At 68.2% G+C, this 18,761-nt stretch carries 19 protein-coding genes; 9 read left to right on the top strand and 10 right to left on the bottom strand.

All coding sequences use genetic code 11. From position 1 onward, the window contains the following. Window positions 1-173 precede the first annotated feature (173 nt). Window positions 174-1,883: a 3-oxosteroid 1-dehydrogenase gene (gene kstD / locus ACWEH3_RS08510; protein ID WP_450019817.1), complete on the bottom strand. Its 1,710-nt coding sequence runs from the start codon at window positions 1,881-1,883 to the stop codon at window positions 174-176. A 105-nt stretch (window positions 1,884-1,988) separates the two neighbouring features. On the opposite strand from kstD, the gene ACWEH3_RS08505 reads away from it, so the two are divergent. From ACWEH3_RS08505 to dmpG, 4 genes are read left to right on the top strand one after another with little or no spacing between them, the layout of a single operon-like run. Next, window positions 1,989-3,614, top strand: coding sequence for an FAD-binding protein (locus tag ACWEH3_RS08505; RefSeq protein WP_450019819.1), 1,626 nt, complete (start codon window positions 1,989-1,991; stop codon window positions 3,612-3,614). A 1-nt stretch (window position 3,615) separates the two neighbouring features. Beyond that, window positions 3,616-4,401, top strand: a complete 786-nt coding sequence (locus tag ACWEH3_RS08500) for a 2-keto-4-pentenoate hydratase (RefSeq protein ID WP_450019821.1) — start codon at window positions 3,616-3,618, stop codon at window positions 4,399-4,401. Between the two features lie 10 nt (window positions 4,402-4,411). Continuing rightward, window positions 4,412-5,320, top strand: coding sequence for an acetaldehyde dehydrogenase (acetylating) (locus ACWEH3_RS08495; protein WP_063022250.1), 909 nt, complete (start codon window positions 4,412-4,414; stop codon window positions 5,318-5,320). Window positions 5,321-5,332: 12 nt separating this feature from the next. Beyond that, window positions 5,333-6,370, top strand: coding sequence for a 4-hydroxy-2-oxovalerate aldolase (gene dmpG / locus ACWEH3_RS08490; RefSeq protein WP_450019823.1), 1,038 nt, complete (start codon window positions 5,333-5,335; stop codon window positions 6,368-6,370). A gap of 149 nt (window positions 6,371-6,519) precedes the next feature. Here dmpG and ACWEH3_RS08485 read toward each other — a convergent pair whose 3' ends face one another. After that, a complete protein-coding gene (locus ACWEH3_RS08485) occupies window positions 6,520-7,659 on the bottom strand; it encodes a baeRF10 domain-containing protein (protein ID WP_450019825.1) in 1,140 nt (379 codons plus the stop codon). A gap of 486 nt (window positions 7,660-8,145) precedes the next feature. Between ACWEH3_RS08485 and ACWEH3_RS08480 the strand changes: the two genes are divergently transcribed. Further along, entirely contained in the window at window positions 8,146-9,003 is an 858-nt protein-coding gene (locus ACWEH3_RS08480) for a 3-hydroxyacyl-CoA dehydrogenase (RefSeq protein ID WP_450019827.1), read from the top strand. 88 nt (window positions 9,004-9,091) lie between these two features. Here ACWEH3_RS08480 and ACWEH3_RS08475 read toward each other — a convergent pair whose 3' ends face one another. The 6 genes from ACWEH3_RS08475 to hsaA form a co-directional block, all read right to left on the bottom strand. Further along, complete coding sequence (locus tag ACWEH3_RS08475) at window positions 9,092-9,496, bottom strand: type II toxin-antitoxin system VapC family toxin (RefSeq protein ID WP_450019829.1); 405 nt, start codon at window positions 9,494-9,496, stop codon at window positions 9,092-9,094. After that, window positions 9,493-9,768: a type II toxin-antitoxin system Phd/YefM family antitoxin gene (locus ACWEH3_RS08470; protein ID WP_281877072.1), complete on the bottom strand. Its 276-nt coding sequence runs from the start codon at window positions 9,766-9,768 to the stop codon at window positions 9,493-9,495. Before ACWEH3_RS08470 ends, ACWEH3_RS08475 begins: the two co-directional genes overlap by 4 nt. A 61-nt stretch (window positions 9,769-9,829) precedes the next feature. Next, window positions 9,830-10,402: a 3-hydroxy-9,10-secoandrosta-1,3,5(10)-triene-9,17-dione monooxygenase reductase subunit gene (gene hsaB, locus ACWEH3_RS08465; protein ID WP_450019832.1), complete on the bottom strand. Its 573-nt coding sequence runs from the start codon at window positions 10,400-10,402 to the stop codon at window positions 9,830-9,832. Between the two features lie 20 nt (window positions 10,403-10,422). Further along, a complete protein-coding gene (hsaC, locus tag ACWEH3_RS08460) occupies window positions 10,423-11,328 on the bottom strand; it encodes an iron-dependent extradiol dioxygenase HsaC (RefSeq protein ID WP_450019834.1) in 906 nt (301 codons plus the stop codon). Beyond that, window positions 11,328-12,206, bottom strand: coding sequence for a 4,5:9,10-diseco-3-hydroxy-5,9,17-trioxoandrosta-1(10),2-diene-4-oate hydrolase (hsaD, locus tag ACWEH3_RS08455; protein WP_450019836.1), 879 nt, complete (start codon window positions 12,204-12,206; stop codon window positions 11,328-11,330). The genes hsaC and hsaD overlap by 1 nt, the downstream gene beginning before the upstream one ends. 10 nt (window positions 12,207-12,216) lie before the next feature. Beyond that, window positions 12,217-13,380, bottom strand: coding sequence for a 3-hydroxy-9,10-secoandrosta-1,3,5(10)-triene-9,17-dione monooxygenase oxygenase subunit (hsaA, locus tag ACWEH3_RS08450; RefSeq protein ID WP_355076804.1), 1,164 nt, complete (start codon window positions 13,378-13,380; stop codon window positions 12,217-12,219). A gap of 198 nt (window positions 13,381-13,578) precedes the next feature. Here hsaA and ACWEH3_RS08445 point away from each other — a divergent pair, with 198 nt between their 5' ends. From ACWEH3_RS08445 to ACWEH3_RS08435, 3 genes are all read left to right on the top strand, one after another. Further along, window positions 13,579-14,853: a Rieske 2Fe-2S domain-containing protein gene (locus ACWEH3_RS08445; RefSeq protein ID WP_450019838.1), complete on the top strand. Its 1,275-nt coding sequence runs from the start codon at window positions 13,579-13,581 to the stop codon at window positions 14,851-14,853. Continuing rightward, entirely contained in the window at window positions 14,853-15,185 is a 333-nt protein-coding gene (locus ACWEH3_RS08440) for a hypothetical protein (protein ID WP_450019840.1), read from the top strand. Before ACWEH3_RS08445 ends, ACWEH3_RS08440 begins: the two co-directional genes overlap by 1 nt. A gap of 169 nt (window positions 15,186-15,354) precedes the next feature. Continuing rightward, window positions 15,355-16,173, top strand: coding sequence for an MBL fold metallo-hydrolase (locus ACWEH3_RS08435; protein ID WP_450019842.1), 819 nt, complete (start codon window positions 15,355-15,357; stop codon window positions 16,171-16,173). 6 nt (window positions 16,174-16,179) lie between these two features. Here the strand turns inward: ACWEH3_RS08435 and ACWEH3_RS08430 are convergent, their stop codons facing one another. Further along, window positions 16,180-16,590, bottom strand: coding sequence for a cupin domain-containing protein (locus ACWEH3_RS08430; protein WP_450019844.1), 411 nt, complete (start codon window positions 16,588-16,590; stop codon window positions 16,180-16,182). A gap of 31 nt (window positions 16,591-16,621) precedes the next feature. Further along, a complete protein-coding gene (locus ACWEH3_RS08425) occupies window positions 16,622-17,671 on the bottom strand; it encodes a saccharopine dehydrogenase NADP-binding domain-containing protein (protein ID WP_450019846.1) in 1,050 nt (349 codons plus the stop codon). Between the two features lie 96 nt (window positions 17,672-17,767). Between ACWEH3_RS08425 and ACWEH3_RS08420 the strand changes: the two genes are divergently transcribed. Further along, window positions 17,768-18,685: an AraC family transcriptional regulator gene (locus ACWEH3_RS08420; RefSeq protein ID WP_450019848.1), complete on the top strand. Its 918-nt coding sequence runs from the start codon at window positions 17,768-17,770 to the stop codon at window positions 18,683-18,685. The last annotated feature ends 76 nt before the right edge of the window (window positions 18,686-18,761 follow it).

Raw genomic sequence — 18,761 nt, 5'->3', positions numbered from 1 at the left:
TCGGTTCGATCCTGCTCAGCGCGACCGCGGCTCGCCAGTGCGCCGTCCGGTCGGTGGGATGGGCGAGTCGCGGTACGGCTCGTGCTCGGCCGCGCCCCGCATCTCGTTCTCGTGGTCGGCGCCCAGTTGTAGCCGAGGGCGCTCCTTTCGCGGTAGCGGCGGGCTTTCCTTCGTCAGGCCTCTGCCGCGGCGACTGCGGGCTGCTCCTTCTTGCGCTCGACGATGTCCAGCACCGCGAGGTAGCCGAAGGCGATCGCGGGGCCGATGGTGGCGCCGGGCCCGGCATAGGTGTGGCCCATCACCGGTGTGGAGCAGTTGCCGGAGGCGTACAACCCCTCGATGACGCTGCCGTCCTCGCGCAGCACCCGTCCGGCGGTGTCGGCCACCAGCCCGCCCTTGGTGCCCAGATCGCCCGGCACGATCTTGGCGGCGTAGTACGGGCCCTCCACCAGCGCGGCCAGGCACGGGTTGGGCCGCACGGTCGGATCGCCGTAATACCGGTCGTAATGGCTGTCGCCGCGGCCGAAGTCCTCGTCCTTCCCGGTCTCGGCGAAGCCGTTGAAGCGGGTGACGGTCGCGGCCAACTCGTCGGCGGGCACGTCGATCTTGCCTGCCAATTCCTCGATGCTGTCGGCCTTGACGATGAAGTCGTTTTCCATCCACCGGGACGGAAAACGCTGACCGGGCTGTAGCCCGGCGAAGATGTAGCGGTTCCGGTAGCGCTGGTCGAACACCAGCCACGCGGGGATGTTCTCGCCCGGCCCCTCGCCCTGCCCGTACTCGCCGCCGTACATGGTGTGCACTGCCTCGACGTAAGGAGCGGACTCATTTCCGAATCGCTTGCCGTCGGCGTTCACCATGATGCTGCCGGGCAGGTTCCGTTCGGCCAGCGCGAACCACGGTTTGCCGCCCTTGAAGATGGTCGGCCCCCACCAGGCGTCCTCCATGAAACCGATGGCCGCGCCCGCCGCCATGCCCGCTTGGATGCCGTCGCCGGTATTGGCGGCCGCGCCGGTGGTCCACTCGGTGGTGATGGGCTGGCGCTGGTATTTGGTGCGCATTTCCGCGTTGTGCTCGAAACCGCCGCTGCCGAGGACGACGCCGTAGCGGGCGGTGAAGGTGACCTGCTCGCCGTCGTGCAGCGCGCTGACGCCGGTGACGACGCCGTTCGTCACCACGAGGTCGGTCATCGGGGTGTTCAGCAACAGCGGCACGTTCGCGTCCATGAGCCCCTTGCGCATGCCCGCGATGATGGCCTGCCCCATGCCGACGATGTGTTTGCGGGTGAACTTGGCCCAGTAGGTGCGCGCGCCGACGCGCATCGCCCGGAGCATGCCCTTCGGATGCCGCCGAATCAGATTGAGCTGGACGAAGTCGGCCTGCATGACCACCACGTTCAGCGGAGCCTTCGCGTACGGCGGCTCCAGGTTGAACCGCTCGTCGCCGAGGATCTTCGTGTCGAACGGCTTGGGCTCGCACGAGCGCCCCTCGGGCCGCCCGCCCGGCGCTTCGGGATGGTAGTCGGAGTAGCCGGGCACCCACGTCATCTTCAGGGGCGAGTGATCGAGCACGAAGTCCAGCGCTTCGGCCCCGCGATCGATGAAGGTGTCGACCCGTTCGGAGGGGACGACGTCGCCGATGATGCTGTGCAGGTAGGTCCGTGCGTCCTCGCGGTCGTCGGGCCGACCGGACGCGCGCAGCGCCTTGTTGCCCGGGATCCACACGCCGCCGCCGGAGCGCGCGGTCGACCCGCCGTAGTGCGCGGCCTTCTCGATGACCACCACGCTCAGGCCGTTGTGGGCCGCGGTGAGGGCGGCGGTCATGCCGGCGGCGCCGCTGCCGACCACCACCACGTCGTATTCCCGATCAGTCATGTAGAACACGTTATAGAATGGACGCGCCATTGGTCTATGTTGTGTGGCAGAAGACTTGCTCGACGTTCCGTTTGTCGAGGAAACTTGTTTCAGTTTCAGACCGGAGTTAAGAACATGGGCCTCGAATGGGACCTGGCCACCGACGTTGTCGTGGTCGGATACGGCGCCGCGGGGGCGGCGGCCGCGCTGGAAGCGACCGAGGCGGGCGCGCAGGTGCTCGTGCTCGAACGCTTCGCCGGAGGCGGGACGTCGGCGCTGTCGGGCGGCATCATCTACGCGGGCGGCGGCACCTCCGTGCAACGGGAGGCCGGGGTGGAGGACACCCCGGAGGCCATGTACGCCTACCTCGAGCGGGAGGTCGGCGACGCGGTCGCCCCAGAGACGTTGCGCCGGTTCGTCGACGAGAGCCCGGAACTGATCGAGTGGCTGAAGGCGCACGGCGTTCCGTTCGAAGCCTCGCTGTGCCCGTACAAGACTTCCTACCCCAACGACCACTACTACCTGTACTACTCCGGCAGCGAGATCTCCGGCGCGTTCCGCGACATCCCGGCCGCCCAGCGCGGACATCGGGTGAAGGGAAGGGGCACTTCGGGAAAGAAGCTCACCGGCCCGCTCGCCGCCGCCGCGTCCAGGGCGGGCGTGCGCGTGGAGACCCTCACCCGGGTGACCGGATTGATCACCGACGGCGCGGGCGAGGTGATCGGCGTCGAGTGCCACACCCTGCGCGACGCGCCTGGCCGGGTCCGCGACCGCTACACCCGCATGGCGAACGTCGCGGCCAAGCCCGGCATCTACTACCCGCCGCTGCGACGGGCGCTGGAACAGCGGCTGGACCGGCTGGAACGCCGGTACGGCAGCACGATCCGGGTGCTCGCCCGGCGCGCAGTGGTGCTCAGCGCGGGCGGTTTCATCGCCAATCGCGAGTTGGTGCGACAGCACGCGCCCGCCTTCCACGGCGGTCTCGCCCTCGGCACCACCGCCGACGACGGCAGCGGCATCCTGATGGCCGAGCAGGTCGGCGCGGCCGTGGATCACATGGACAACGTCTCCGCGTGGCGATTCCTGCTCCCGCCCAGCGCGTTCACCGCGGCGCTGCTGGTGGACGCCGATGGCAGGCGGGTGATCGACGAGACGCGCTACGGCGCCGCGGTCGGCAACAAGCTGATCACCGAGCACGGCGGCAAGGGGTGGCTGCTGGCCGACAACCCGCTGATGCGCGCCGCGATCGGGCAGATCGGCAAGCAAGGAGCCTGGTTCCAGCGCGGGCAGTTCGAGGCCATGCGGCGCACCGCGATTCGCGGCGCGACGCTGGAGGAAGCCGCGGCGAAGGCGGGCATCGACCCGGCCGGGCTGCGCGCGACGGTCGACGCGCACAACACCGCGATCGAGACCGGCGCCCCCGATCCGGTCGGGAAACCCGCCGAGTTCACCGAACCGGTCCGCACCGGCCCATTCTGGTTGTTGGATGTGGGCATCAAACCGAGCCTGGCCAACCCGTGCCCCATGCTCACCCTCGGCGGCGTCGTCGTGGACGAGCGCACCGGCGCGGTCAAGACGGCCGAGGGCGCCGACATCCCCGGGCTCTTCGCGGCCGGGCGCACCGCGGTCGGCGTCTGCTCCAAGTCCTACGTCAGCGGGTTGTCGCTGGCCGACTGCGTCTTCTCCGGCCGCAGGGCGGGGCGGTCCGCCGCGAGCGAGCAGGTCTCGGCGCTGGAAAACGTAACAGTGGAAGGAAATTAGCGTGCTGTCCGACGCGGTACGAACCGAACTGGCCGACGAACTCGAGCGCGCCGAGCGCGACCGGGTGGCGATCGATCCGCTGATCGCCCGTCACCCCGACATCGACGTGGTCGACGCCTACGAGATCCAGCTGATCAACATCCGCCGCAGGCTCGACGCGGGCGCGCGCGTGGTCGGGCACAAGGTGGGCCTGTCCTCGAAGGCCATGCAGCAGATGATGGGCGTGGACGAGCCCGACTACGGGCATCTGCTCGCGGAAATGGAAGTGTACGAGGACGTTCCGGTCGAAGCGGGCCGGTACCTCTTCCCCAGGGTCGAGGTGGAGGTCGGGTTCGTGCTCGGCGCCGACCTGCCCGGCGCGGAGTGCACCGAAGAGGACGTGCTCGCCGCCACGGTCGCCTACGCACCCGCGATCGAGTTGATCGACTCGCGGATCAAGGACTGGAACATAGGCCTGGCCGACACCATCTCCGACAACGCGTCTTCGGCGGGCTTCGTGCTCGGCGCGCAGCGTGTCGCGCCTAAGGACATCGACATCAAGGCCATCGACGCGGTGCTCACCCGCAGCGGCGAGGTGGTCGCCGAGGGCCGCAGCGACGCCGTGCTGGGCGATCCGGTGATCGCGGTGGCCTGGCTGGCGCGCAAGGTCGCGGGCTTCGGCGTCCGGTTGAAGGCCGGTGACATCGTGCTGCCCGGCTCGTGCACCCGCGCCATCGACGCCCGTCCGGGCGATGACTTCCACGCCGAGTTCGCCGGACTCGGCTCTGTCCGTTTGCAATTCACCTAGGGAGGCTGTCGTGTCCAACGGGACCGTCACCGCCGCGATCGTCGGGTCCGGCAACATCAGCACCGATCTGCTCTACAAACTGCTGCGCTCGCAGAAGATCCAGCCGCGTTGGATGATCGGGATCGACCCGGACAGCGAGGGGCTGAAGCGGGCGCGCGGGCTCGGGCTGGAAACCTCGCACGAAGGCGTGGACTGGCTGCTCGGGCAATCCGAACTGCCCGACCTGATCTTCGAGGCGACCTCGGCGTACGTGCACCGCGCCGCCGCCCCGCGCTACGCCGAAGCGGGCATCCGCGCCGTCGACCTCACCCCCGCCGCCGTCGGCCCCGCCGTCGTGCCGCCGGTGAACCTGGGCGCGAATATCGACGCGCCGAACGTCAACATGATCACCTGCGGCGGCCAGGCGACGATCCCGATCGTCGCCGCGGTGTCGCGGGTCGTCCCGGTGCCGTACGCGGAGATCGTCGCGTCGGTGTCGTCGGTCTCCGCGGGCCCCGGCACCCGTGCGAACATCGACGAGTTCACCAAGACCACCAGTCGCGGCGTCGAGACCATCGGCGGGGCGCAGCGCGGCAAGGCCATCATCATCCTCAATCCGGCCGAGCCGCCGATGATCATGCGCGACACCATCTTCTGCGCCATCCCCGACGATGCCGACACCGACGCGATCGCCGACTCGATCCACCGGATGGTCGCCGACATCCAGCAGTACGTGCCCGGCTACCGACTGCTCAACGAGCCGCAGTTCGACGAGCCTTCGGTGGTCTCCGGCGGCATGGCCAAGGTGTCGGTGTTCGTCGAGGTGGAGGGCGCGGGCGACTTCCTGCCCCCGTACGCGGGCAACCTCGACATCATGACCGCCGCCGCTACACAGGTCGGCGAGGTCATCGCCGAGCAGATCGTCACGGCCCGGGTGTAAGGAGCTTTCGACATGGCCTACTCAGCAGAACTCGACATCCGCGTCACCGACACCTCGCTGCGCGACGGATCCCACCACAAGCGCCACCAGTTCACCGCCACCGAGGTCCGCGACATCGTGGCCGCGCTGGACGGCGCGGGCGTGCCGGTGATCGAGGTGACCCACGGCGACGGCCTCGGCGGTTCGTCGTTCAACTACGGCTTCTCCAAGACGCCGGAGCAGGAACTGGTCACCATCGCGGCCCAGACGGCGAAGCGGGCGAAGATCGCCGTGCTGATGCTGCCCGGCGTCGGGGTGAAGGAAGACATCAAGATCGCCCAGGACAACGGCGCGTCCATCTGCCGGATCGCCACGCACTGCACCGAGGCCGACGTCTCGATCCAGCACTTCGGCCTGGCGCGGGAACTCGGACTGGAGACGGTCGGGTTCCTGATGATGTCGCACACCCAGCCGCCGGAGGTGCTGGCCAAGCAGGCGCGCATCATGGCCGACGCGGGCTGCCAGTGCGTCTACATCGTCGACTCGGCCGGTGCGCTGGTGCTCGAGCAGGTTTCCGACCGCGTCGCGGCGCTGGTGGCCGAACTCGGCGACGACGCGCAGGTCGGCTTCCACGGGCACGAGAACCTCGACTTGGCCGTGGCCAACTCGATCTACGCCATCCGCGCGGGCGCAAAGCAGATCGACGGCAGCGCACGGCGTTTCGGCGCGGGCGCGGGAAACACCCCGGTCGAGGCGCTGGTCGGCGTGTGCGACAAGCTCGGGGTGAAGACGGGCATCGATTTCTTCGCCATCGCCGACGCCGCCGAAGACGTCGTCCGCCCGGCGATGCCGCAGGAATGCCTGCTCGATCGCCAAGCCCTGATGATGGGCTACGCGGGCGTCTACTCCAGCTTCCTCAAGCACGCCGAACGCCAAGCCGAGCGCTACGGCGTCTCGGCCGCCGAGATGCTCGTGCGCGCGGGCAAGCGCAAGCTGGTCGGCGGCCAGGAAGACCAGCTCATCGACATCGCGCTGGAACTGCAACGGGAGAAGTCGACCGTCTCCGCCTGACCGGGCGAACGCAGCGGGCCGCGAACGAAACCACCGTTCGCGGCCCCATCTTTATGGCGCTCAGGTCCGCCGTGCCGGCCGCGAGCCAGCAAGGCACAGCCGAGGCCGCCGGTGGCGCCCACCAGGCGCGGTTGTGCACAACCCCGCGTCTACGGCAACGGCGGGAGGGGGAAGCGGAGTAGTGCCCCGGCCAGGTGTTCCTTCAGTTCGGTGTCGGCCTTGATGTGCCGGACGGAGCCGCTCTCGTCGATCACGCTCTGGGCGAGTTCGTCCAGGATGTCCTCGGTCGGCCGAAGCCGGTCGCCGGACACCGGGCACTCGTCGCCGGACAGGCCCAGCCAACCGCAGCTGTCGCAGACCATCCCGTTGACCATCGCGCCGTCCTGGATGAGCAGGGTGTCCACCGCCTTGGCGGTAGCGGACCGCAGGCAGTCCGCGACGTCCACGACGGCCGGGTTGCCGGTGGCGATTCGCTCCAGCACCTCGCCCACCCGGCGGACATCGACGTCCCGCTCGTAATGCGTCACGATCTCGGTCGCATCCTGTTTCACCTCACCGACCGTCACCGAGCCGGTGTCGATGGTGAACGTGCCCGCGACGCGCTCCCGGAGTTCGCGCGGCAGGGTGTCCACGAAGCGCGGTATCTCGTCGCGATGGCCACCCACCGCGAGCAGGTCGTAATCGTCCTCGGCGAACATCTCCGCCACCTTGGCCGCCGTATGCCGGTAATGCTTCTTGAGCAGCTCGTCCGCCTTGTGGTGCACCTTGTTCTCGAGCCGGTTCGCCGCGTAGTTGGGATCGCGCAGCGCGGGATCCCGGATCTGGCGCGCCTCCTCGATCTCATCGGCGAACAGCTCCCACACCGCCGCGGTCGCCCGGTCCACCACCGCCACGCAGCAGCGGGCGTATTCCTCGAGCACGGCCAGCAGCGGCCGGGTCCAGGCCACCGCGTCCACTACGACTCGGTCGTGAACGGCGTGCGGAAGTTGCACCGCCTCGAACATGTTCTTGCCGCCGCAGGCGAACATCGCGACCGCGCCCGGCTGCCAGTTGTCCGACTGGACGGTTTCGCGCATCCGGTCCAGGTCGTCGCGGACCGACAGCCTGGCCGCATGGTCCGACGACTTGCCCTTCACCACCGGGTTGACCCCGTCCGCCATGCTGTTCACCCGGCTCAGCAGCCCCGAGCGCTCGCCCGGATCCACCGGAACGTGCGCGTACATCGATACGACGGGAATGCCGTCACCGTCCATCCGGCGTATCCGTCCGATCGTCTCGGCTGTGATCATCGCTCCTCGCTTCCAGCGTGGTTCCCGCGGGCCGCGATCTGCGGCGCTTCGTACACCACGGCGTCGAGCTGGGCGTGGCAGAACCTCCAGAACGCCCGGACGACTCGCTCGACCTCATTATTCTCCTTTGTCGCGGCGGCCGCGCCTGGGTTCGCTGGGTCCAGCGCCGGGGCGCACGTTCACCCGGCGCGGCCAGCGCGTCCCCACCCACGGGTGTGAGTGCGGCAGCCACCGAAGCCGGGATCTCCGGCGCATACGGCCCGGCGAGGGCGAGAACTCCCTCGCCCGGCATCGACGTGGCGGGCGGCGCGGACGAGGTCGACGGTCGCCGTTGTGGGTATCTCGGGTTTCGCCGCGCTCATGTGCCACTCGCGCAGGAGGTCGGGTGTGGGATCGCTGCCCCGGTACGTTGAACCCGTGGCGGCGATGATCGCGAGGCCACTCGGATCGTCGCGGTCTGCTTCGCAACCGTCGAGAGGAGAACGAATGACCAACGACATTCGCAAGGTGACCGTTCTGGGCACCGGGGTGCTCGGTTCCCAAATCGCCTATCACACCGCCTTTCGCGGTTTCGAGGTGACGGCATACGACATCGATGACGAAGCGCTGGCCGCGGCCAGGGAGCGGTTCGACAAGCTCGCGGCGGTCTACCGCGAGCAGGTACCCGGCGGCGAGGACGGCAAGGCGGAGCAGACGGCGGCGGGCATCACGCTCAGTTCCGATCTGGCTCGAGCGGTGCAGGACGCGGACCTGGTCATCGAGGCCATTCCCGAGGTGCTGACCATCAAGCAGCAGACCTACGAGAAGCTCGGCCAGGTCGCACCGGAGCGCACCATCTTCGCCACCAACTCCTCCACCCTGCTGCCCAGCGCCATGAAAGACTTCACCGGCCGCCCGGACCGGTTCCTCGCGCTGCATTTCGCGAATCAGGTGTGGCACTTCAACACCGCCGAGATCATGGGCACCGCCGACACCGACCCGGCGGTGTACCGGGCCGTGGTCGACTTCGCCTCGGAGATCGGCATGGTGCCGATCGAAATCCACAAGGAGAAGGCCGGTTACGTCCTGAACTCGCTGCTGGTGCCGTTGCTCAACGCGGGCATGAGCCTGGCGGAGGGCGGCTACGCCGATCCCGAAGCGGTGGACAAGACCTGGCAGATCGGCACCGGCGCGCCGGCCGGTCCGTTCCGCATCCTCGACATCATCGGACTGACCACGCCGTACAACATCCTCGTCAACAACGAGGACGAGGACTCCCAACGGCTGGCCCGGTGGTTGAAGCAGAACTACATCGACAAGGGCAAGCTCGGCATCGCCACCGGCGAGGGTTTCTACAAGTACTGACCAGCGAGAGCGGTGAACGTGAGTTTCGCCGCGCTCATACACCACTCGTGGAGCAAGGGCGGCTGATCGAGGTCGAGCGCTTTATGCGCTATACCGCGACGATCTCGAGCATGCTTTCCAGCCCGCGGAAATCCGCGCTGTTGCGGGTGTAGAGCGGTAGTCCACGTGCTGACGCGATTGCCGCGATGAGCAAATCCATCCGGCGAGGCCGCGGGTCGCGTTGCGCTGCCAGGGCGAGTGCTATTAGGGTGCCGTAGCGTGTCGCGGCGTCCTCGTCGAAGGGCAGCGGATCAAAATCGACGATGGCGGCACCGAGTTGCTCGGATCGCGCGGCTCGAGTGACAGTGTCTTTCGCCATGGCGACGCCTTGGTGCAATTCGGCTGACGTGATCGCCGTTATCTCACACGACTCCGGCAAAGAAGCGGGATCCAGCGTGCCCAGGTCGATGTAGGCGCAGGTGTCCAATACGCCCGACGCATGCCGCTGGGTCATGAACGCGATCCCCACGCATCGTCGTCGCCGACTCGATCTTCCGTTCCGAAGAATTCGTCGGCCTCTTGCCGCATGCGGGCGAAGTCGACACGCGGTAGTTTGCGATGCCGTTCAACGAGTTCTTCCGTCGTCAGGCGGCGCTTTCGGCTGACCGGCCGCACTTCGGCGACCTCGACCCCATTTCGGGTTACGCGGAAGGTCTCCCCGGCCTCGACCGCATCCATAACCGCCGCTGAGTGGTTGCGGAACTCGCGCTGAGTGATCACCTTCATAACGTCATTGTAGCCCGCTGTAGCGCGGGGAGCTACGGCGTTACCCCCTCGGCTCGCGCCCCTACAACCAGGTATCCAGCGTGGTCGTCGTAAGGAAATGCTCCAGGTCGGCGCGCCACGGGGCCGGGGTGGTCTTCTCCGGTTCGATGGCGGTGTACTGGCCCCGGTAGAACAACAGGGGGCGGCCGGTGGTGGTCGTCTCGGACAGGACTTGGACCCGGCCGATCACGATGTAGTGGTCGCCGCCGTCGATGACGTTGTCCACCTTGCACTCGATGGTGGCCAGCGCTTCGTCCAGGACCGGGAGTTGCAGGTCGGAGGTGTGCCACGCCGCGCCGGCGAACTTGTCGGGCTCGCGGGAGCCGAAGCGGGCGCACAGTTCGCGCTGCTGTTCGGCGAGGACGTTCACGCAGAAGTGCCCGGATTTCTCGATCGCCGCCCAGGACCGGGACGCCTTGGTGGGGCAGAACAGCACCAGCGGCGGTTCGAGGGAGAGGGCGGCGAAAGACTGGCACGCGAAGCCGATCGGCACTCCGTCGTCGTCGAAGGTGGTGATCACGGTGATGCCGGTGCAGAACTGCCCCAGCACATTCCGGAACTGCCGTGGATCGATCTCGGATCCGTCCGCGGTCATCGCTTCGCTCGCCCTCTCGGTCACTGCTGCCGTTGCCCCACGGTGAAGTCGTGGCCCCACAGGCTCACCGCGGTCGATTCTCGCGCGATCCAGTCGTGGTCGTCCACTTCCAAGCCCTCACAGCCGAATTCGACGTCGAATCCGCCAGGCGTCTTCATGTAGAAGGAGAGCATCTTGTCGTTGACATGCCGTCCGAGCGTCGCCGACATCTTGACCTTCTTGCGCAGCGCGCGGTCCAAGGTCAGGCCGACGTCGTCGGCGTTCTCCACCTCGAGCATCAGATGCACAATGCCGCTCGGCGTCGGCATGGGCAGGAACGCCAGCGAGTGGTGACGCGGATTGCAGCCGAAGAAGCGCAGCCAGGCGGGCTCGCCGTCGGCCGGGCGACCGACCATCTGCGGTGGCAGCCGCATCGAGTCGCGCAGCCGGAAGCCCAGTACGTCGCGGTAGAACTCCAGCGCCGCTTTGTCGTCCTTGGTGCTGAGCACCACGTGCCCGAGCCCCTGCTCCTCGGTGACGAACCGGTGCCCGTATGGACTGACGACCCGGCGATGCTCCAGTGCCGCGCCGTGGAAAGCCTCGAGCGTGTTGCCGGACGGATCGTCGAACTTGATCAACTCGTACGCCCGGCGATCGGCCAGTTCGGTGGCCGTGCCCTCCTTGTAGGGCACGCCCGCCGCGTCGAGTCGGTTGCGGACGTCCTGCAACTCCTCGGCATTCGCGGTCTCCCAGCCCGAGACCTGTAGCCGGTCCTTCTCGCCGGGGACGATCACCAGCCGGGCCGGGAACTCGTCCATGCGCAAGTACAGCGCTTCGGGGTCGGTGCCCTTGCCCTCGACCATGCCGAGGACCTTCAGGCCGTACTCCCGCCAGGCGGCCATGTCGGTCGCCTCGATACGCAGATATCCCAGTGAGCGGATGCCCATCACTTCTCCTTGACGCCCGCGAGGAAATCGATCGCGAGCCGGTTGAATTCGTGGAACTTCTCCAGCTGTGCCCAGTGCCCACAGCCACCGAAGACGTGCAGCTGCGCGCGCGGGATCACCTTGGTCGCCAGCAGCGCGCCGTCGAGCGGGTTGACCCGGTCCTCCCGGCCCCAGATCAGCAGCACGGGCTGACGCAGTTGGTAGGCGTCGCGCCAGAGCATGCCCTTCTCGAAGTCCGCGCCGGCGAACGACTTGCCCATCGCCCTGGTCGCGGCCAGCGCCTCGGGCGTGCTCGCCGAGGCGAATCGCTCCTCGATCAGCTCCTCGGTGATGAGCGACTGGTCGAAGACCATGATGCGCAGGAACGCCTCCAGGTTTTGCCTGGTCGGCTCGAAATTGAACTTCGAGAGCAGCTTGACGCCCTCGGTGGGGTCGGGCGCGAACAGGTTGGTGCTCAGCCCGCCCGGCCCCATCAGGATCAGCTTTCCGGCCCGGTCCGGGTAGTCCAGTGCGAACCGGACCGCGGCGCCGCCGCCGAGCGAGTTACCCAGCAGGTGCACTCGCGACGTGATCTCCAGGTGGTCGAGCAGGTCCTTCAGCGCCGACGCGCTGTGCACGAAGTACTGCGGATGCTCGGTGGGCTTGTCCGAGCGGCCGTAGCCCGGCTGGTCGACCGCGATCACGTGGAAGTGCTCGGCCAGCACCGGGATGTTGCGCGCGAAGTTCGACCACGAGGACGCGCCAGGCCCGCCGCCGTGCAGCAGGACGATCGTCGGCCCGTTCCCGACGCCCGCCTCGTGGTAGTGCAGCCGCAGATCGGGCCGCACCTGCGCGTAGCGCGAGGTCGATTCGGCGGTGAGTTCCGCGGTAGAGGTCACGGTCGTCCTCCTAGACCATGCCGTCGGTGACGGGCAGGCCGAACTCGTGCGTGCCGTACATCAGGTAGGCGCGCTCGGGATCGTTGGCCGCGTGCACCCGGCCCGCGTGCGCGTCACGCCAGAAGCGTTGCAGCGGTGTGCCGTTGGCCAGCGCGGTGGCGCCGGAGCTCTCGAACAGCTTGTCGATCGCGGCGATCGAGCGGCCGGTGGCGCGCACCTGGTCGCGCCGCGCCCGCACGCGCAGGTCGAACGGGATCTCCTTGCCCGCCGCCAGCAGTGCGTACTCGTCGGCGACGTTGCCCGACAGCTGCCGCCACGCGGCGTCGATGTCGCTGGCCGCCTCCGCGATGCGCACTTTGGCGAACGGGTCCTCCTTGGCCTTCTCGCCCGCGTAGGCCGCGCGCACCCGCTTGCCCTGGTGCTCGACGTGCGCCGCGTAGGCGCCGTAGGCCATGCCCACGATCGGGGTGGAGATGGTGGTGGGATGGATTGTGCCCCAAGGCATCTTGTAGACCGGATCGGTATTCTGCTCGAGACCGGGCGATTTCAGTTCGCTCATGGCACGGAAGCTGAGGAACCGGTGCGAGGGCACGAAGACGTCCTTCACCACGACGGTGTTGGAGCCGGTGCCGCGCAGGCCGACCACGTTCCACACGTCATCGATGCGGTAGTCGTCGCGCGGGATGAGGAAGCTGCCGAAGTCCACCGGCTTGCCGTCCTTGATCACCGGGCCGCCGAGCACCGCCCAGGTGGCGTGATCGCAGCCGGACGACCAGGCCCACGCGCCGTTGACGAGGTAGCCGCCGTCGACGACCGTGCCCGCGCCCATGGGCGCGTAGGAGGAGGAGATCCGCACTTCGGTGTCCTCGCCCCAGACGTCCTCCTGCGCCTGCTGCGCGAACAGCGCGAGGTGCCAGTTGTGCACGCCGACAATGCCGGCCACCCAGCCGGTGGAGCCGCACGCGCCGGCGATCTTGCGCACGGTGTCGTAGAAGACCACCGGATCGGCGGCGTGACCGCCCCACTGCTTGGGCTGGAGCAACCGGAAGAAGCCGGTCTCCTGCAACGCCTTCATGCTTTCGTCGGGGATGCGCCGCAGGTCCTCGGCCTCCTGTGCGCGTTCACGCAACGTCGGCAACAGCGCTTCGACCCGTTCGGTCACTTCTTGCGTCATCTCGGGACCTGCTCCTGCCTGGTCGGTTGATGTCCGGAATCTCATTTGTCTCTGAGACTAGAACACGTTCCTATTTATGTCGAGAACCGGTGTTCACCCTCGCGTGGACATGCGCTCATGCAGGAAGTGAGGTGAATCGCTGGCGTCCAGGACGCCAGTTTTGTAACGTGTTCTAGTACAGAAGGAGGAGGAATCGCGATGGCAGTTACCCCACCGCCGCCGAGCGACGGGCCCGGAGGCGGCAGCCTGCGTCACCCCGCAGGGACCCGCGAGGCGGCGAATCCAACGCCGCGGAGCGGTGCGAAGGTCCGGGATCTGGATGTCGGCACCGCACCGACCCGCTATGCGCGGGGATGGCATTGCCTGGGTCTGGCCAAGACGTTCCGGGACGGCAAGCCGCACGCGGTGAACGTTTTCGGCACCAAGCTCGTCGTCTGGGCCGACAGCAGCGGTGAACTGCGGGTGCTCGACGCCTACTGCAGGCACATGGGCGGCGACCTGAGCATGGGTGAGGTCAAGGGCGACGACATCGCCTGTCCGTTCCACGACTGGCGCTGGTCGGGGACCAACGGCAAGTGCACCGCGATTCCGTACGCGCGGCGGGTGCCGCCGCTGGCGCGCACCAGGAAGTGGACCACGCTGGAGCGCAACGGCCAGCTGTTCGTCTGGCACGACCACGAGGGCAGCCAGCCGCCGCCCGAGGTCACGATCCCGCACATCAAGGGTCCCTACACCGACGCCGACGGCAACCCCAGCGAGCAACTCGACAGCGGGTGGACCGACTGGACCTGGAATTCGATGCTGATCGAGGGCGCCAACTGCCGCGAGATCATCGACAACGTGGTCGACATGGCCCACTTCTTCTACATCCATTTCGCCTTCCCGACGTACTTCAAGAACGTCTTCGAGGGGCACATCGCCACCCAGTTCCTGGAGACCAAGGGCAGGCCGGACATCGGCATGGCCTCCAAGTACGGCGGTGACACGCTGCTGAAGTCCGAGGCCTCGTACTTCGGGCCTTCGTACATGATCAACCCGCTGATCAACATCTACAGCGGTTACGAGGTCAAAAGCGTCCTGATCAACTGCCACTACCCGGTCACGCAGGACTCCTTCGTCCTGCAATGGGGCATCACGCTGGAGAAGCCCAAGGGCGTCGAGGGCGAGATGGCGACCAAGCTGGCCGAGAAGATGACCGAGGGCATCAGCGTCGGCTTCCTGCAGGACGTCGAGATCTGGAAGCACAAGTCCAAGGTCGAGAACCCGCTGCTGTGCGAGGAGGACGGGCCGGTCTACCAGCTGCGTCGCTGGTACGACCAGTTCTACGTCGACCTGGCCGACGTCACCGAGAAGATGACCCAGCGCTTCGAGTTCGAGGTGGACACCACCAAGGCGAACGAGGCGTGGGAAGCCGAGGTCGCCGAGAACCTGCGGCGCAAGCGCGAGTCAGAGGAAGCCGAGGCGAGCGTCTGATGGCGGCCACCTGGGCGAAGGCACCCGATTTCGCCGATCAGCCCGCTCGGCGAGCCGAAGTGCGCGCCCAGACGGTGGTCGACAGGCAGCGGTATCTGGAGGACGGCCTGACACCCCTGCGGTGCCGGGCCTGCCAGAGTCATGTGCTGGTGCGCAAGAGCAGCACCCACCAGACATCGGTGCAGTGGACCGGCAACCCGGCCGAGCACTGCCCGGTTTTCGCCGCACTGAGCGCGACCGGTCACGGGCCGGGTCGCCCGGACTCGTGTCCGGATCTCGAGCGCACCATCGCCTGGGCCGTGGACGAGGGCGTGCTCGAAATTCCTGAGTGATCAGGCTGTTCGGGATCGGCGGGCGGCGATCGATTCGCCCGCCGATCACCGCGGCGGTGACCGCGCTGTCGCGGCCGAGTCGTGCTCCGACTACGTTGACGGGAACAAAAGAGACCTTCGTGCCGAAACGGATCAGTCCGATTCGGCGCCGCAGGAGGGAGTTTCCGCGATGCTGGTGCGGCATCTGGACTGCGCGACCATGTGCCCGGTCGGCGGACGAGCGCTGCTCGGCAGCGGTGGTCTGCTGACCGGCGGCCTGGTCGGCCATTGCCTGCTCGTCGAGTCCGATGACGGGCTGGTGCTGGTGGACACGGGCTTCGGCATGGCCGACGTGCTCGACCGGGGCAGGCTCGGTTTCGGTACCTCGCGGTTGCTGCGTCCCCGGTTGCGCCCCGAACTCACCGCGCTGCACCAGATCCGCGGGCTGGGCTATCGGCGCGAGGACGTCCGGCACATCGTGCTCACCCATCTCGATCTCGATCACGCGGGCGGGCTGTCCGACTTCCCCGACGCCACCGTGCACGTCTTCGCCGACGAACTCGACGCGGCGACCCAGCGCCCCACCCTCGGGGAGAAGCTGCGGTATCAGCCGCGCCAGTGGGAACACGGCCCCCGCTGGCTGGCCCACGAGACCGGCGCGGACACCTGGTTCGGCTTCACCGCCGTCCCGGTGCTCGAGGACATCATGCTGATCCCGCTGGTCGGCCACACGCGCGGGCACAGCGGCGTCGCGGTCCGGCAGAGCGACGGATGGTTGCTGCACTGCGGCGACGCCTATTTCCACCACCGGCAGCTGTCGGCGGGGAAGGCGCGTCCTCCGGTCGGCCTCGGCGTGTTCGAGATGTTCGCGAGCACGCTCGGACGCGAGCGGGTGGAGAACCTGGAACGGCTGCGCACGCTGCACGCCGACCACGGCGACCGGGTGCGGATGTTCTGCGCGCACGATCCGCACGAACTCATGCGATTCGCCGCCGTGCCGGTGCGCTGAGCCCGGTCAGTCCAGCCGGAAATCCGCGAAGTCGAATCCCGGCGCGACGATGCAGCTGACCAGCACGTATTCCGCAGTCGCCGGCCGCGCCGACTGGCTGACCCCGCCCGGCACCACGGCTTGGAGCGCTTGACCGTGTTCCAGCTCGGGGCCGAGGATCACCTCCTCGCCGCCGATCTCCAGCGCCAGCGGTCCGCCGCGGTGCCAGAGCCACAGCTCGTCGGAGCGCACCGTGTGCGGGGCGGACCGCTCGCCCGGCAGCAGCAGGAAATGGATCGCGGTGGCGGCGGCGCGCGGGCCCGGATAACCCTCCGGTGTGAATTCCACCGGGCTGCGCCAGGTTTGGCGGTACCAGCCGCCTTCGGGATGCGGCGCGAGATCGAGTGCGACGGCGAGCGGCGGTCGATTGTCGGTCATCGTTCGACTATGCCCGATCCTTCGCCGACGCTCAGCTTCCCTCGATACGCCAGGTGATACCGAAAGGCGCCAGCGCGTCCAGGAAATCGGCGGGGTCGAACGCCTCCGCCGGCGCGAGGGCACCGGGCGCCGCGGCTCCGTCGGCCAAGCGGACCGCCGACTCCACCGCCATCAACGCCGAATCGCGGTAGGAGTCGACGCCGCTGAGCACGCCGCGGACCTGCCGCCCGTCCGCGCCGAACGCGTCGACGACGAGGTCGTAGCGCAGGTCCGTGCCGGGCGCGTCGGGCAGCGTGTCGATCAGTTCGGCGGTGGACCCGCTGAGTGTGTCGAGGATCGAGGTGGCGAGGACGCCCTCGACGTAGGAGACGTCCGAGTGGCGCGGGATGGTCAGGACCGGGGGCTGCGGAAATTTGGCGACGGTGGTCGGCTCGGTGTCACCGGGGAAGGTCATCTTCTCGCGGCGCGCCGTCGCGCCGGTGCGCAGTTCGCCGTCGGCGTAGTGCCAGCCGCCGCCGCGGAACCAATCCAAACTGGCGAGCACCGTCTTCGCGCTGCCTTTGGAACCATTGCCGCCGCTCTTGCTCAGGTGGCTCAACACCACCTCGGCGGGCCCGGGCACCCGGCGCGTGACGAGGTGTGCCAGCAGATCGCCGGGGAGGTTGCTGTCGGTGACGCCGGAGACCACGGTGACGCCGGCCGCCGCCGCGCGCGGTCCGAACTCGTCGAGCACGCGCTTCAGGAAAAGCTGCTCGCCGGACATGTCGGTGTAGTGCGCTCCCGCGTCGATCGCGGCGGCCAGCACCGCCGCGCCGTGCTCGACATAGGCGGGCAAGCTGCTGATCACCACATCCGCTCCGGTGAACGCGGTGACGAGAGCCGTGTGATCGGACAGGTCGGCTACCCGGATGTCAGCTCCGGGCAGGTCCGCGGCATCGGCAGCGGCTCGGACGCGATCGGCGTTGCGGCCCACCAGGATCGGGTCGACGCCGCGGCGGCGCAGTTCGGCGAGCAGGTAGCCGCCGGTGTGTCCGGTCGCGCCGTAGACGGCGATGGTGGCGGTGGTTTCGGTCGATGTCATGAATAGAAAGCTATTGGCATCTCATGATCCGGACAATGCGTAGACCGCTCGATATTTTGTCCGAAACACTCATACTCGGAGTGCTACGGTGAATGGGTGGACATTCTCAGCGAGGCCATCGCGGCCATCCGCACCGGCAGTCCCACCTCCGGCCTGTTCATCCGGCACGCTCCGTGGGGCCGGCGGTATCCGGTAGTGCCGGGCGCGGGTTTCCACGTGGTCTTGCAGGGCTCTTGCTGGGTGGTGCCGCCGGATGGCGAACCCATCGCACTCGGCGTGGGGGACGTGCTGTTCATGCCGCGCGGGGCCGACCACGACTTGGTGGACAGTCTGAACACCCCGGTCACGGAGACCGCGCAGCCCGGTGAGCCACGGGAGATCGTCGGGCCGGGCGTGCGGACCGCCTTGCTGTGCGGCGCTTACGAACTCGGCCGCAGCCGCACCCATCCGATCCTCGACGAGTTGCCCGAGTTCATCCATCTGCCCGCGCGTCCGGGGCGACATCCCGCGCTGCGCGGCGCGGTGGACCTGCTGGCCGCGGAGATCGCCGAGCCCCGTCCGGGCAGTGACGCGGCCGTGCCGGCGATCCTCGAGACGTTGCTGCTGTTCATCCTGCGCGCCTGGTTCGACGAGCAGTCCGACCTGTGCTCCTCCGGCTGGGCGGGCGCCTTCGCCGATCCCGCGGTCGCGGCGGCCCTGCGCGCCGTGCACGAGGAGCCCGCCCGCGCCTGGACCGTCGCCGACCTCGGTGACATCGCGGGCGTCTCCCGCGCGACCCTCGCGCGTCGCTTCCTCGCGACGGTCGGCGAACCGCCCCTGGCTTATGTGACCCGCTGGCGCATGCTGACCGCCGCCCGCTTGCTCCGGGACACCGACAGCAGCCTCGGTGCGGTGGCCCGCCGGGTCGGATACGCCTCGGAGTTCGCCTTCGCGAAGGCCTTCAAACGCGAATACGGTGTGGCGCCAGGCCGATATCGCCGTGCGGCCGACAGCCCGCCGCTGGTCGCGGTCTGACCAGGCAGCAGCCGCCCGTTCATCGGCCAGACCGGCGGATGAAACTCCGTGCGCGGTCGCGGTGTGCGCGGGGTCG

Source organism: Nocardia sp. NPDC004718 (genome assembly GCF_053601535.1).
Note: the sequence above shows the minus strand (reverse complement) of the source record. Positions and strands in the feature narration are given on the sequence as shown.

Excerpts from the sequence above, each read along its gene's own strand:
- ACWEH3_RS08435 (WP_450019842.1), top strand. The coding sequence starts at position 15,355 with ATGCTGGTGCGGCATCTGGACTGCGCGACCATGTGCCCGGTCGGCGGA.
- hsaB (WP_450019832.1), bottom strand. The coding sequence starts at position 10,402 with ATGACCGCGGACGGATCCGAGATCGATCCACGGCAGTTCCGGAATGTG.
- dmpG (WP_450019823.1), top strand. The coding sequence starts at position 5,333 with ATGGCCTACTCAGCAGAACTCGACATCCGCGTCACCGACACCTCGCTG.
- ACWEH3_RS08470 (WP_281877072.1), bottom strand. The coding sequence starts at position 9,768 with ATGAAGGTGATCACTCAGCGCGAGTTCCGCAACCACTCAGCGGCGGTT.
- hsaC (WP_450019834.1), bottom strand. The coding sequence starts at position 11,328 with ATGGGCATCCGCTCACTGGGATATCTGCGTATCGAGGCGACCGACATG.
- ACWEH3_RS08475 (WP_450019829.1), bottom strand. The coding sequence starts at position 9,496 with ATGACCCAGCGGCATGCGTCGGGCGTATTGGACACCTGCGCCTACATC.
- ACWEH3_RS08480 (WP_450019827.1), top strand. The coding sequence starts at position 8,146 with ATGACCAACGACATTCGCAAGGTGACCGTTCTGGGCACCGGGGTGCTC.
- ACWEH3_RS08440 (WP_450019840.1), top strand. The coding sequence starts at position 14,853 with ATGGCGGCCACCTGGGCGAAGGCACCCGATTTCGCCGATCAGCCCGCT.
- ACWEH3_RS08505 (WP_450019819.1), top strand. The coding sequence starts at position 1,989 with ATGGGCCTCGAATGGGACCTGGCCACCGACGTTGTCGTGGTCGGATAC.
- ACWEH3_RS08445 (WP_450019838.1), top strand. The coding sequence starts at position 13,579 with ATGGCAGTTACCCCACCGCCGCCGAGCGACGGGCCCGGAGGCGGCAGC.
- ACWEH3_RS08425 (WP_450019846.1), bottom strand. The coding sequence starts at position 17,671 with ATGACATCGACCGAAACCACCGCCACCATCGCCGTCTACGGCGCGACC.
- ACWEH3_RS08430 (WP_450019844.1), bottom strand. The coding sequence starts at position 16,590 with ATGACCGACAATCGACCGCCGCTCGCCGTCGCACTCGATCTCGCGCCG.
- hsaA (WP_355076804.1), bottom strand. The coding sequence starts at position 13,380 with ATGACGCAAGAAGTGACCGAACGGGTCGAAGCGCTGTTGCCGACGTTG.
- ACWEH3_RS08485 (WP_450019825.1), bottom strand. The coding sequence starts at position 7,659 with ATGATCACAGCCGAGACGATCGGACGGATACGCCGGATGGACGGTGAC.